Annotated in this window: 12 protein-coding genes and 1 riboswitch; of the genes, 6 read left to right on the top strand and 6 right to left on the bottom strand. The window is 74.4% G+C overall.

The window, feature by feature from the left end; translation table 11 throughout:
• Position 1: 1 nt before the first annotated feature.
• Positions 2 to 400, bottom strand: a complete 399-nt coding sequence (locus ABD385_RS08620; RefSeq protein WP_344574451.1) for a hypothetical protein — start codon at positions 398 to 400, stop codon at positions 2 to 4.
• Positions 401 to 574: 174 nt separating this feature from the next.
• Here ABD385_RS08620 and ABD385_RS08615 point away from each other — a divergent pair, with 174 nt between their 5' ends.
• Positions 575 to 1,657: a hypothetical protein gene (locus ABD385_RS08615; protein ID WP_344574450.1), complete on the top strand. Its 1,083-nt coding sequence runs from the start codon at positions 575 to 577 to the stop codon at positions 1,655 to 1,657.
• Between the two features lie 68 nt (positions 1,658 to 1,725).
• Positions 1,726 to 1,813: riboswitch (ZMP/ZTP riboswitch) on the top strand.
• Positions 1,814 to 1,840: 27 nt separating this feature from the next.
• Positions 1,841 to 2,710, top strand: coding sequence for a bifunctional 5,10-methylenetetrahydrofolate dehydrogenase/5,10-methenyltetrahydrofolate cyclohydrolase (locus ABD385_RS08610; protein WP_344574449.1), 870 nt, complete (start codon positions 1,841 to 1,843; stop codon positions 2,708 to 2,710).
• 6 nt (positions 2,711 to 2,716) lie between these two features.
• Here ABD385_RS08610 and ABD385_RS08605 read toward each other — a convergent pair whose 3' ends face one another.
• Entirely contained in the window at positions 2,717 to 3,133 is a 417-nt protein-coding gene (locus ABD385_RS08605; protein ID WP_344574448.1) for a hypothetical protein, read from the bottom strand.
• A 291-nt stretch (positions 3,134 to 3,424) separates the two neighbouring features.
• Here ABD385_RS08605 and ABD385_RS08600 point away from each other — a divergent pair, with 291 nt between their 5' ends.
• Both ABD385_RS08600 and ABD385_RS08595 read left to right on the top strand, forming a co-directional pair.
• Positions 3,425 to 4,858: a DUF5685 family protein gene (locus tag ABD385_RS08600; protein ID WP_344574446.1), complete on the top strand. Its 1,434-nt coding sequence runs from the start codon at positions 3,425 to 3,427 to the stop codon at positions 4,856 to 4,858.
• Positions 4,859 to 5,388: 530 nt separating this feature from the next.
• Positions 5,389 to 5,901 carry a GNAT family N-acetyltransferase gene (locus ABD385_RS08595; RefSeq protein ID WP_344574634.1) on the top strand — a complete coding sequence of 171 codons (513 nt, stop codon included), beginning with the start codon at positions 5,389 to 5,391 and terminating at the stop codon, positions 5,899 to 5,901.
• A gap of 45 nt (positions 5,902 to 5,946) precedes the next feature.
• Here the strand turns inward: ABD385_RS08595 and ABD385_RS08590 are convergent, their stop codons facing one another.
• From ABD385_RS08590 to ABD385_RS08580, 3 genes are all read right to left on the bottom strand, one after another.
• Positions 5,947 to 7,035 carry a cytochrome P450 gene (locus ABD385_RS08590; protein ID WP_425585372.1) on the bottom strand — a complete coding sequence of 363 codons (1,089 nt, stop codon included), beginning with the start codon at positions 7,033 to 7,035 and terminating at the stop codon, positions 5,947 to 5,949.
• Between the two features lie 336 nt (positions 7,036 to 7,371).
• Complete coding sequence (locus ABD385_RS08585) at positions 7,372 to 7,572, bottom strand: hypothetical protein (protein ID WP_344574445.1); 201 nt, start codon at positions 7,570 to 7,572, stop codon at positions 7,372 to 7,374.
• 110 nt (positions 7,573 to 7,682) lie between these two features.
• A complete protein-coding gene (locus tag ABD385_RS08580; RefSeq protein WP_344574444.1) occupies positions 7,683 to 8,027 on the bottom strand; it encodes a cupin domain-containing protein in 345 nt (114 codons plus the stop codon).
• 70 nt (positions 8,028 to 8,097) lie between these two features.
• Between ABD385_RS08580 and ABD385_RS08575 the strand changes: the two genes are divergently transcribed.
• Positions 8,098 to 9,054, top strand: a complete 957-nt coding sequence (locus ABD385_RS08575) for a GlxA family transcriptional regulator (RefSeq protein WP_344574443.1) — start codon at positions 8,098 to 8,100, stop codon at positions 9,052 to 9,054.
• A gap of 39 nt (positions 9,055 to 9,093) precedes the next feature.
• Here ABD385_RS08575 and ABD385_RS08570 read toward each other — a convergent pair whose 3' ends face one another.
• Positions 9,094 to 10,134 carry an alcohol dehydrogenase gene (locus ABD385_RS08570; RefSeq protein WP_344574442.1) on the bottom strand — a complete coding sequence of 347 codons (1,041 nt, stop codon included), beginning with the start codon at positions 10,132 to 10,134 and terminating at the stop codon, positions 9,094 to 9,096.
• 597 nt (positions 10,135 to 10,731) lie between these two features.
• On the opposite strand from ABD385_RS08570, the gene gad reads away from it, so the two are divergent.
• Entirely contained in the window at positions 10,732 to 12,180 is a 1,449-nt protein-coding gene (gene gad, locus ABD385_RS08565) for a glutamate decarboxylase (RefSeq protein ID WP_344574440.1), read from the top strand.
• Positions 12,181 to 12,223: the final 43 nt, after the last annotated feature.

Raw genomic sequence — 12,223 nt, 5'->3', positions numbered from 1 at the left:
GTCACGGGTGGGCGAGTGGCCGGAACCCGTGGTGCACCGGCGCCAGTTCCGTCGCGTACGGGGCGGTCGGCCCCGGGATCGACCGGCGCGGCGGCAGCACGTCCGGGGCCCGGTGCGGCCGCAGCGCGGTGAGCGCGAGTTCGGTCTCCTCCATCAACGCCCGGTACGACACCAGCCGTTGCCACTCGGGATCGGCGACGCCGGGCACCGTCGCGGACCGTTCCGTCCAGATCCTCACCAGTCCCGCGTACAGGGGCGTCTGCCGGACGACTTCGGCGTTGATCCGCGGCGCTGCGGCGAGGGCGTCCATGCCGGGCCGGTCGGGCTGGTCCGCCGGCACGCCGGGGACGAAGGCGGTCTGGCCGTGGCCGGCGACCGTGACGGACGAGGGAGCACTCATGGCCGTAGAAACGACGCGTCCCGGCGATCGGTCACTATGCGTGCCCCGGTCGGCCCCGGGTAGTCCCTCTCATAACATCCCAAAGTGCTGCGCACGATACAGGGAATATCACCTCTTGCAGTGATCTCTCATTGAGAACCGGACCAATACCGGCCAAAAACCGTTGTCGCTGTCATGGAACCGAGGGAGTTGTGGGAGCGGCACGCGGTACTCGCGCAGGCGTTCTGCATCAGCGATGACGAGGTCCGCCGGACGCAAGGGCTCCTCGACGAGGCCGAGGCCCGCCGCTCGCGGACCCTGGCCGCCTTCGCGGTGACCGTCGGCAGCGACGAGGTCGTAGCCGACCTGCTCGGCCTCGACGCCCGCGAGGTGCGCCTGGCCCGCCGGACCGTCGGCAAGGACGACGCCCGTGCGGTGGCCAAGAGCCTGCTCGACGAGTCCGCCCGCGAGCGCCGCGCCGCGCGCCGGGCCGCTGGCCCGGCGCGGCCGGCGCCGCCCGGTGCGCCCCGCCCCGCCTCACCGGCCGCCGCCGCGGCTGCCGCGGCGGCCGCGGCCGCGATCGGCAACGGCTGGCCCCGCGCCACCACCGCCGGCAGCGCGACCTCGGTGCCCGCCGCCCCGGTCATGCCACCGGAGAGCGCCTCCCGGATCCCCCCGTGGTCGGCGCCGCCCGCTCCCACCCCGGCACCCGCAGCGGCGCCCGCACCCACACCCGCACCCGCGCCGGTCACCGAACCGGCCTGGTCGCCGGCGCTGGACGCGGTCCTCGTGCACAGTCACCACAGCGGCGCCGACCTCAGCGCGCTCGCCGCCGAACTGGGCCTGGACGTGACCATCCTGGCCGCCCGGGCGCACCAACTCGCCGTCGGGACCCACACCTCCCGGCCCGCCCCGTCGGACCGGATCGGCCGTCACCGCCGGATGGCCGACGGCCCCGGCGCGGCCTCCGCGGACGCCGGTCAACTCGCCCGCGCCGAGGTCCCGACGGCCCCGCCGCAACCCCCGTACGAGCCGCACGCCGCATGGGCGTCGCCGGCCCATCCCGCGCCGTGGACCGCGCCGCAGGGCACCTACGGCGCCTGGGCACCGCAGGACGCCCAGGCGGCCTGGGCGCCCCAGCCGCCACCGATGGCCGGGGCGCCGGCCTGGGATCCCAGCGCCGTCACCGTCGCCCAGCACGACTGGGACGGCATCCTCAGCCAATGGGAGGCGGCCACCTCGCCGCACGCCTCCAGCCCCGGCCAACCGCCCCCCTGACGCCGGGCGGCCCGCGCCGTCGTCCGCGAACACCCGTTCCCGTCCTGGTCCGGCCCTCGTTTAAGGTGGGGGCGAGCCGTGACTGGCGCTTGGGTGGAGTACCACCGTGGAGCGGCTCGACCGGTGTGGTCAATGCCGTGCGCCTGGGCGATTCCGTACGACGTACGACGCTCAGGAGGCGCCATGTCGCAGACCACGTCCCCCACCGCCCGCCTGATGGACGGCAGCGCGCTCGCCCGCCGTCTGGGCGCGGAGACCGCCGAGCGTGCCGCGGCGCTCACCGCGCGCACCGGACAGGCGCCCTGTCTGGCCACGGTCCTCGTGGGCGAGGATCCGGCCTCGGTCACCTACGTCCGGATGAAGCGCAACCGGTGCGCCAAGGCCGGCATCCAGTCGCGGCACGTGGCGCTCCCGGCCGACACCGGCACCGCCCAACTCGTGGACACCATCGGTGGGTTGTCGGCCGATCCCGGTGTGCACGGCATCCTGCTCCAGCATCCGGTCGGCCCGCACGTCGACGAGCGCGCGGCGTTCGAGGCGATCGCGCCCGAGAAGGACGTCGACGGCGTCACCGCGCACTCGTTCGCCGCGATGAGCCTGGGCATGCCGGGCTTCGCCTCCTGCACCCCCGGCGGCATCATGCGCCTCCTGGACCACTACGACGTCGAACTTAGCGGCAAGCACGCCGTGGTCGTCGGCCGCAGCGCGATCCTCGGCAAGCCCGCGGGGATGCTGCTGCTGGCACGGAACGCCACCGTCACCTACTGCCACTCCCGCACCACCGACCTCGCCGCCCACGTTCGGGAGGCCGACGTGCTGATCGCGGCGGTGGGCCGGGCCCGTTTCCTGCACGGTGACCAGCTCAAGCCCGGGGCGGTCGTCGTCGACGCCGGCTACAACGTCGGCAACGTCGGCGACGTGGACTTCGCCTCGGCGGCGGCCGTCGCGAGCCTGATCACCCCGGTGCCGGGTGGGGTCGGCCCGATGACCATCGCCACCCTCCTCGCCCAGACCGTCGACGCGGCGACCCGGCTGTCGGGGGCCGCGGGCTGACGCCGCTCACCGCACCGTGACCGTGACCCGCCAGGCCACGACCACGTGCGGGCAGCGGGAACCGGACGCCGCACGGCAGGACCGACGTGCGGTGAGGGCGGTGCCGCCCGGGCCGCCGGCCGTGAAGCGCGCCGTGACGCCCCCGGTCGGCGTCCGCCCGAGCGCCGACCGCCGGAGCACCGCGGGGTCTTCGGCGGCCGGCGCGCTCCAGGCGAAGGTGGTGCCGCGGTCGCGGACGCCGGTGAGTCGGACCTCGACGGCGTCACCGGGATGCACGGTGACGGCCCGGCCGGCGTCCCGGTCGGTCAGCTCGATGCGGTGGGCGGTCGGGACGGGGGTGGCCTGTGCCGTGGCGCAGGCCGTTCCCGCGCTCAGCACCGCAACCGCGACGCACACCGCGGTCAGCTGCCTCATCTCCTTCATGACGCTCCAATATCCTTGAGGGGGTTGCGAGTTGGGCGCCGGGCGCGGTCGCGGCCCGGCCGCCCGCGCGACGGCGCGGTCATGCTTCCACCCGGGGTGCGGCGGCGGTATCAGCAGAAAGGGGGAAACGGGGGACCCGGGCAGCGGTTCCGGCTCCGGTCGGGGCGCCGCGACGGCCTGGATGACGTTCGGCGCGCAGGGTGTGTGCGCAGGTCAACGGCCCGATGGGTAGCATTCCCTGCCGCCGCTGCCATCGGCGCGTGCTCATGACACACGGGGGGTTGTTCTTACATGTTCGGAATCGTCAGGCCCTGCACCCATCGCCTGTCCCAAGGTCTCAAGACGGAGTGGATGGCCCACCTGTGCGGTCTGTGCCTCGCACTGCGCGCCGACCACGGCCAGTTCGCCCGGGTCGTCACCAACTACGACGGACTGATCGTGTCCGTGCTGACCGACGCCCAGTCCGGCCGGGCCGAGCTGCGCCGCCGCACCGCCGGCCCCTGCCCGCTGCGCGGCATGCGCACCGCCTCGGTCGCCCGAGGTGAGGGGGCGCGCCTGGCCGCCTCGGTCTCCCTGGTCCTCGCCTCGGCGAAGATCCGTGACCACGTCGCCGACGGGAACGGCATGCTGCGCCGCCGCCCGATGGCCGCCGCGGCGCGCCGGGTCGCCGCGGGCTGGGACCGGGCCGGTGCGCGCAGTGGCGCCCGGCTCGGCTTCGACACCGCCGTCCTCGTCGACGCGGTCGACCGGCAGGTGGGCATCGAGCAGGCGGCCGGGCCCGGCACGCCGTTGACGGTGATCACCGAGCCGACCGAGACCGCGACCGCCGCCGCCTTCGCGCACACCGCGGTCCTGGCCGGCCGGCCGGGCAACGCCGCGCCGCTCGCCGAGGCCGGCCGGCTCTTCGGCCGACTCGCCCACCTCCTCGACGCCGTGGAGGACCGGACCGCGGACGCCGCCGAAGGTGCCTGGAACCCGATCACGGCCACCGGCGCCGCCGTCGCCGAGGCCCGCCGGCTGTGCGACGACGCGCTGCACGGCATCCGACTCGCCCTGCGCGACGTGGAGTTCACCGACTCCGCACTGGCCCACGTGCTGCTGGTGCACGAGCTGCGGCGCTCGGTGGACCGCGCCTTCGGCACGTCCTCCTGCTCCCACCAGGCCCCCGGGGCGATGCCCGGTCCGCACGGCCCCCAGGGCGGGAACCCGTACGCCAACACCCCGTACGGCCAGGACCCGTACGGCAACAACCCCTACGGGAACCCGTACGCCAACGGCGGCAACGGAGCACCCCCGTACGGACCACCGCCGGCCGGCGGCCCGTACGCCAACGGGCAGCAGCACCTCAACGCCCCGCAGACCCCCTCCGGCGGTGGGCCGGTGCCACCCGGTGGGTCGGGCGGTGGCCACGGCGGCGGTCACGGGGGGCACGGCGGGGCGGGTGGTGGGGACGGCCAGCTGCCGCGGTTCACCTCCCCGGAGCCGAGGAAGCCCCGCGGCTTCTGGACGGGCTGTGCGCTCGCCATCGGGCTGTGCTGCACCTGCAAGGTCTGCTGCGCATCGGAGTTCGAGGGCCCGTGGTCCGGCAAGAAGCGCGAGGGCTGCTGCTACAGCTGCGATTCCTGTGACTGTTGCGACTCCTGCAACTGCTGTGATGGTTGTGACTGCTGCTCCGGGTGCTGCGACGGCTGCGATTGTTGCGATGGCTGCTGCTGCGACTGCTGAGGGACGGCCCGGGCCGGAAAACCGTTGGTGGGACCCTCGCCGCGCGTGTTAGCGTCGGCCCGCCGTGCCGGCCCAGGCACGCGACCAGGACGACCCGGACCGAAGGAGAGATGAGTTGATGACTGTCACGGAGACCACCGCCACGTGCGGTGCCCGGACCATCCTCCTCTCCCGGGCCCCCGGTCTGACCTGAGCACCCCGCCTGCCGGCGGCCGCCCGACCGCGTGACGGTCGGGCGGTCCAGCTCGGGCACGCCTCGGGGCCCCTTCCCCCCAAGGGTCTCTCCGTTGTCCCCACCTTCCCGCGTCGATCCCGCGATCGACGCCTCCTTCGGCCTGCTCCGCGCCCCGTCCCGGCGGCGCGCCGGCTCGGACGCCCCCGCCCGGCACCTGCCGCGACGGGCCGGCGCCCCGGCGTTGCGCCCGCGGACGCCCGACCCGGGCTACGGTCCGGTCCGTGCCGCGCGGGACGCCTGCGACGTGCCGCCCGCCGACCGGCTCACCCCCTCCACTGCTGCGAACGGAACCACCATGAACACCACCTGGACCACCCGCCCCGAGACCGCCGAGGACGCCGCCGCGATCCGTGAGATCAACCTCGCGGCGTTCCCCACCGCCGATGAGGCCGACCTGGTCGATGCCCTGCGCGCGGACGCCGATGCCTGGATCGACGGCCTCTCCCTGGTTTCCGCCGGGCCGGACGGCACCCTCGCCGGGCACGCCCTGCTCACCCGTTGCCACGTCGACGGCCGGCCCGCGCTGGCCCTGGCCCCCTGTGCGGTGCTGCCGGCCCACCAGCGCCAGGGCGCGGGGACGGCCGCCATCCGGGCCGCGCTCGCCGCCGCCCGGGCGCACGGCGAGGGCCTGGTGGTGGTGTTGGGCCACCCCGCGTACTACCCGCGGTTCGGCTTCGTTCCGGCCTCCGGCTTCGGCATCCGGGCACCGTTCGAGGTCCCCGACGAGGCGCTGATGGCGCTTGTCCTGGACGCGTCCCGGCCGGTCCCGAGCGGCGTGATCCGGTACGCCGGGGCGTTCGGCCTCTGACGGGGCGTCGGGCGCCCCGGGCCGGCCGCGGCGGGCCCGGGGCGCCTACGCGTCCCAGGTGACAGGGAGGCGCTGCACCCCGTGCATGCTCGGGTCGGTGCGCAGCGGCACCTCCTCCGGCGGTATCGCCAGTCGCAGCGAAGGGAAGCGGGTGAGCAGCGCGGGGAAGGCCACCCGCATCTCGACGCGGGCCAGTTGCTGCCCCAGGCACTGGTGGATGCCGTGGCCGAAGGCCAGGTGGCCGGTGGCCTTGCGCCGCAGGTCCAGGCGGTCGGGGTCGGGGAAGCGGTCCGGGTCGCGGTTGGCGGCCTGGACCGCGAGGGTGACCGACTCCCCGGCCCTGATCAGCTGTCCGTCCAGTTCGACGTCCTCCAGCGCGGCCCGGAGGCCGGTGTGGGTGATGGTGAGGTAGCGCATCAGCTCCTCGACCGCCTGGTCGGCGAGCGCGGGATCGGCGCGCAGCGCGTCGGCCTGTTCCGGGTGGGTCAGGAGGGCGAAGGTGCCGAGCCCGATCATGTTCGAGGTGGTGTCCAGGCCGGCGCCCAGGAGGAAGCTGCCGATGCCCGCCAGTTCCTCGTCGGTGAGGTCGCTGGTGGTCAGGTCGCCGAGCAGGTCGTCGGTGGGCCGGGCCCGCTTGACGAGCACCAGTTCCCGGACGAACTCCTGGAGCGCGGCCATGGCGGCGTACTGGTCCTCCAGCGAGCCGCCGGTGCCGGACGCCGCCATGGCGTGGTGCTGGAAGCGGTCGCGATCGGCGTAGGGCACGCCCAGCAGTTCACAGATCATCAGCGCCGGGACGGGGTGCGCGAACGCCGCGACGAGGTCGACCTGCGGGCCCTGGCGCTCCATGGCATCGAGGTGTTCGGCGGTGATCTGCTCGACCCGCGAGGTCAGTTCGCGCATCCGGCGGACCGTGAACTTCCCCATGAGCAGGCGCCGGTAGCGGGTGTGGTGGGGCGGGTCGATGCCGGTGAGGTCGCCGACCGGGGCCGGCGGGAGCGTGACGTCGGCCGTGCCCGGGAACGGCAGGTGCGCCAGCTCGTAGCGGGAGCTGAACCGGGGGTCGGCGGCCACCGCGCGGACCGCGGAGTGACCGGTGGCCAGCCAGCCGAGGTGCCCGTCCGGGTACCGCATGCGGCGTAGCGGCTGCTCCGCCCGCAGCGTTGCGAACTCGGCGGGCGGGGCGAACGGGCACCCCGCGGGACGGGTGACCGGCAGTGCGGCGAGCGGCTCCGACCGGGGCCGTGCGGTGCCCGCGGGGGCGGGCGCTCGGGGCGCCGACGGGGCCGGGGACGGGGCCGCGGAAGGGCCCGCGTTCGGGGTCGCGGACGGGGCCGGGGGAGTCGAGGAATCGTGCGGCATGGGGCAAGTCCTCCATCGCAAGGCGCAGTTGAGTGATCGCGTGGGCGATCGGGGCGGGCACGAAGGCCACGGCGCCATGATGGCACACTTTTGGCGCCATTGGTGGCGTCAGTGGTGGCATTGCTTGGCGCCGGTGTCGTCGCTGCTGGTTGCCCGGCCGGCCCCGGACGCAAGGGCGCCGCCGTCCGGGCGGTGGCCCGGACGGCGGCGTCGGAGGACGTTGCCCCGCTGCTTCACGACGTCGGCCCGGCCGGCGGGGCGTCGGTCGATGTCGGGTGGTCGGGCCGGCCCGTCTCCCCACTCGCGCATCAAGTCGCCCTGCCGGCCCGCGTCTTCACCCGGTCGACCGCGACTACCCCGTGGTCGCGGTGGGCCGGGTGGTCCGCATCCGGGAGCCGTTCGCCGTGCGGCGGTCGTCCCTACCCCTCCGGGTAGAAGACGAAGAGCGTGCAGCCGGTTCGTGACTGGGGAACGTGCCAGGACCCGGCGGGTGCGTGGAGGAACGTACCGGCCGGGTAGTCCCGTTCGCCGTCGTTGAAGACGCCCGAGACCACGAACACCTCCTCCGGGCCGGGCGCGTGCACGTCCACCCCCTCCCAGCACGAGCCCGGGTCCAGCTCCACGACCTGTGCCTGGGCGCCGTTCGCTCCGCTCCACAGCGGGCGCAGCCGGATCCCGGGGAACAGTTCGCGGGTCGGCGCCTGGGCCACCGAAGTCCACGCGTAGCCGGCCATCGCATCGTCCGTGTTCTCTTTCGTTGCCATGCGCCCAGCCTCACGGAACGGCGCCGACCGGCCGAGTGTCAGAAAAGACATCCTGCGGTACTTTCTTGACATGCCTGCCGCCCACCGCGTGGTCGCCCTCGTCCGCCCACCGCAGTCGACCTTCGAACTCGGCTGCGCGGCCGAGGTGTTCGGGATCGAACGGACCGGAATCCAGGTCCGCTACACCTTCGGGGTGTGTACGGAGAAGCCCGGTCCGGTGGCCACCCTCGCCGGGTACGACATGTTCGTGCCGGACGGACTGGCCGCGCTCGACCGCGCCGACACCGTCGTCGTCCCCGGGTGGCTCCCGCCCGAGGAACCGCCCGCGCCCGCCGTCGTCCGCGCCCTGCGCCGGGCGCACGACCGCGGTGCACGGCTGGTCAGCATCTGCTCCGGGGCCTTCGCCCTGGGGCACGCCGGGCTGCTGGACGGGCGACGGGCGACCACCCACTGGGCGCGCGCCGACCAACTGGCCGCGCTGTTCCCGGCCGTCCGGGTGGACCCGGACGTGCTGTACGTGGACCACGGTGACGTCGCCACCAGCGCGGGGGCCGGGGCCGGCATCGACCTCTGCCTGCACCTGGTCCGCACCGACCACGGGGCCGGCTACGCCGCCCAGGTCGCCCGAAGCATGGTCATGCCGCCGCACCGGGAGGGCGGTCAGCTCCAGTACACGGCGCCGGCCCACCCGATCCAGCTGGACGGCTCGTTGGCGCCCCTCCTGGAGTGGATGACCGCGCGGCTCGGCGAACCGCTGCCGGTCGAGGAACTGGCCGCGCGCGAAGGGGTGTCGGCGCGCACGCTCGCCCGCCGGTTCGCCGACCAGCTCGGGGTCAGCCCGGGACAGTGGCTGCTCGCCCGTCGCGTCGCCGCGGCCCGGGAGCTGCTGGAGTCCACCGACCTTCCGTTGGAGGCGGTCGCCCGCCGGGTCGGGCTCTCCTCGCCCACCAACCTGCGGCGACGCTTCCTGCGCGCCGTGGGGACGACTCCCGGCGCGTACCGCAGGGCGTTCCGCGCCGGGACGTGACGGTCGACGTGGGGGCGGGCGTGGGAGCGGGCGCCGGCGTCAGCGCGCGCGTCCGGCTTCCGTGTGGGTGAGCACCATCCGGAATCGGGCCGTACCGGCGAGCATCTTCCCGTACGCCTCGTTGGCGTGCTCCAGCGGCATCGTCTCGATCATCGGCCGGATGCCCTGGAGCGCACAGAACTCCATCGTGTCCTGGACGTCCTGCGCGGTGCCGGACGGATGGCCCCGCACCACCCGGGCCCGCATCAGCAACTGCGTCGGACTGATCGCCAGCGGTTCGGTGTCCGCACCGATGACCACCAGCTCACCGCGGTGCGCCAAGCCCTCCACGGTCGCCGAGATGGCGGCGGAGTTGGACGCGGTGGCCAGTACCACCTTGGCGCCGCCGAGGGATTGCAGGGCGCTGGCGACGGAGGTCCCGGCGGTGCTGTCGACGTAGTGGTGCGCGCCCAACTGCTTGGCGAATTCCGCCTTGTCGGCACCGCGGGCGAGGGCGACCGTCTCGAAGCCCATCGCGACGGCGAACTGCACGCCCAAGTGCCCCAGGCCGCCGAGGCCCAGGACGGCGACCAGGTCGCCCGGCCGGGCCGTGCTGCGCCGCAGCCCGTTGTAGGTGGTGACCCCGGCGCACGCCATCGGGCCGGCGTCCGCCGCTGCCAGGCCGTCGGGGATCCGCGCCAGCGCGTCGGCCGGGGCGATCACCGTTTCGCCGAACCCGCCGTCGTACGCCCAACCCGGCACCTTCAAGTGCTCGCACACGATGAAGTCGCCCTGCCGGCAGGGGGTGCAGTGGTGGCAGCTGCCGCCGAACCAGCCCACCGCGACTCGGTCGTCGACCTTCCAACGGCCGTTCGTGCGCTCGCCGACCTCCGCGATCCGGCCGGCGATCTCGTGGCCGGTGACCAGCGGGAACCGGACGCCCGGCAGCGCGCCGTCGACGAACATGGCGTCGCTGTGGCAGATCCCGCAGGCGTCCACGGTGACCCGTACGTGCCCCGGGCCCGGCCGCGGCACCTCACGCTCGACGATCTCGAAGGGCGCGCCGGCGGCGCCGACCTGCGCGACTCGGTAGCTGCTCATCTGGAACTCTCCCGCCTGCCGGAGCCGGTGCGGGGCGCCGCCGCCGGGCCCCGCGGACCCGCCTCGTCCGCGGGTCCGCGCCGTCGCGGCCGCCGGCGGACCTGCGCGTCGGTTCCCGCCCCGGCTTCCCTGTGTGTCTCCCGTATGGGTCTCTTGCGCGTGCGTGCGGCTCGGCCGACTGCCGGCGCCGCCGCGTGCTGGGGCAACGGCCTCCTTCCACCAGCACACCAGCTCACGGCCGATCACGCGCGCCGAGCGGGGGTCATGGTGCGTGGCGGGTCGGGTGCGCAGGGTGGCGGGGCGTACGGACATTGGCCCACTTTGCCTGTTTCGTTCGGTCCGGGTGGTGGTCGCGAGGACGGCGGGAACTGGACCCGTGCGGGCCGTCCGACGGGGAACGAGTACTGCTGCCCGCTCCGATTCCGCGGGGGACCGCCCCCTGCCGCCCGTCGCACCACCGTGGCGCAACCCGCCACCCCCGCACAGTCACAGCCGTTACCCTGGCCGCCGCGCGCGGACCGGCCCGGCCGGGCGGGAGGGCCGACCGGACCGTCCGCCGCACGGTCCGGTACGTACCCCGAGAAGGACACGCTCACCATGCCACTCAAGCGCCCGCACCAGCACCGCGACGCCAGCCGCAACCTCGCCGTCAACCCGGTCTTCAGCCAGCAGCCGGTCCACGTCCCCCGGTACGAGCTGCCGGACGACGGCATGGACCCCGACACCGCGTACCAGATCGTCCACGACGAACTCATGCTGGACGGCAACGCCCGGCTGAACCTCGCCACCTTCGTCAGCACCTGGGCCGAACCGCAGGCCCAGCGCCTGATGGCCGAGTGCGCCGAGAAGAACATGATCGACAAGGACGAGTACCCGCAGACCGCCGAGATCGAGGCGCGCTGCGTGCACATGCTCGCCGACCTGTGGCACGCCCCCGACTCCCATGCGGCGGTGGGCTGTTCGACCACCGGGTCCAGCGAAGCGGCGATGCTCGCCGGGCTCGCGCTCAAGCGCCGCTGGCAGCACCGCCGGCGCGCCGAGGGCAGGTCCACCGAGCGTCCCAACATGGTGATGGGCATCAACGTCCAGATCTGCTGGGAGAAGTTCGCCAACTACTTCGAGGTCGAGCCGCGCTACGTGCCCATGGAGGGCGACCGCTTCATCCTCTCCCCGGAGGAGGCCGTCGAACTCTGCGACGAGAACACCATCGGCGTCGTCGCCGTCCTCGGCTCCACCTTCGACGGCGCCTACGAGCCGGTCGCCGAGATCTCCGCCGCCCTCGACGGCCTCCAGGAGCGCACCGGCATCGACGTCCCGCTGCACGTCGACGGCGCCTCCGGCGCGATGATCGCGCCCTTCCTCGACCCCGAACTCGTCTGGGACTTCCGCCTCCCGCGGGTCGCCTCCATCAACACCTCCGGCCACAAGTACGGCCTGGTGATGCCCGGCGTCGGCTGGGCGCTGTGGCGGGACGCCGACGCGCTCCCCGAGGACCTGGTCTTCCACGTCAACTACCTGGGCGGCGACATGCCCACCTTCGCACTGAACTTCTCCCGGCCCGGCGCCCAGGTCATCGCCCAGTACTACAACTTCCTGCGCCTGGGCTTCGAGGGGTACCGCGCCGTCCAGCAGACCAGCCGGGACGTCGCCACCCGGGTCGCCGCCGCGATCGCCGACCTGGGGCCGTTCACCCTCCTCACCGACGGCAGCCAGCTCCCCGTCTTCGCCTTCCGGATGAGCGACGACGTCACCAACTTCACCGTCTTCGACGTCTCCGCCGCGCTCCGCGAACGCGGCTGGCAGGTCCCGGCCTACACCTTCCCGGCCAACCGCACCGACCTGGCAGCCCTGCGCGTCGTGATCCGCAACGGTTTCGGCCACGACCTCGGCGACCTGTTCCTGGAGGACCTGCGGCGGATCCTGCCGCGCCTACAGGCCCAGCAGCGTCCGCACCGCGACGCCGCCGACGCCGGCGGCTTCGCCCACGGCGCCGAAACCAAGCAGGCCGGCCGCCCGGCCATCCCGGGGCAGAAGGTCCGCGACTGACCCCGGCCGGCCCGCCGCCCCGGCCCGCCACCAGCCGGCCGGG

The organism is Streptomyces lunalinharesii, assembly GCF_039532155.1.
Lineage (GTDB): Bacteria > Actinomycetota > Actinomycetes > Streptomycetales > Streptomycetaceae > Streptomyces > Streptomyces lunalinharesii.
This window is presented reverse-complemented; position numbering and strand designations above follow the sequence as displayed.

Bases quoted from the DNA above. Each gene is read 5' to 3' on its own strand.
- ABD385_RS08620 (WP_344574451.1), bottom strand. From the start codon at position 400: ATGAGTGCTCCCTCGTCCGTCACGGTCGCCGGCCACGGCCAGACCGCC.
- ABD385_RS08615 (WP_344574450.1), top strand. From the start codon at position 575: ATGGAACCGAGGGAGTTGTGGGAGCGGCACGCGGTACTCGCGCAGGCG.
- ABD385_RS08610 (WP_344574449.1), top strand. From the start codon at position 1,841: ATGTCGCAGACCACGTCCCCCACCGCCCGCCTGATGGACGGCAGCGCG.
- ABD385_RS08605 (WP_344574448.1), bottom strand. From the start codon at position 3,133: ATGAAGGAGATGAGGCAGCTGACCGCGGTGTGCGTCGCGGTTGCGGTG.
- ABD385_RS08600 (WP_344574446.1), top strand. From the start codon at position 3,425: ATGTTCGGAATCGTCAGGCCCTGCACCCATCGCCTGTCCCAAGGTCTC.
- ABD385_RS08595 (WP_344574634.1), top strand. From the start codon at position 5,389: ATGAACACCACCTGGACCACCCGCCCCGAGACCGCCGAGGACGCCGCC.
- ABD385_RS08590 (WP_425585372.1), bottom strand. From the start codon at position 7,035: ATGCGGTACCCGGACGGGCACCTCGGCTGGCTGGCCACCGGTCACTCC.
- ABD385_RS08585 (WP_344574445.1), bottom strand. From the start codon at position 7,572: ATGCGCGAGTGGGGAGACGGGCCGGCCCGACCACCCGACATCGACCGA.
- ABD385_RS08580 (WP_344574444.1), bottom strand. From the start codon at position 8,027: ATGGCAACGAAAGAGAACACGGACGATGCGATGGCCGGCTACGCGTGG.
- ABD385_RS08575 (WP_344574443.1), top strand. From the start codon at position 8,098: ATGCCTGCCGCCCACCGCGTGGTCGCCCTCGTCCGCCCACCGCAGTCG.
- ABD385_RS08570 (WP_344574442.1), bottom strand. From the start codon at position 10,134: ATGAGCAGCTACCGAGTCGCGCAGGTCGGCGCCGCCGGCGCGCCCTTC.
- gad (WP_344574440.1), top strand. From the start codon at position 10,732: ATGCCACTCAAGCGCCCGCACCAGCACCGCGACGCCAGCCGCAACCTC.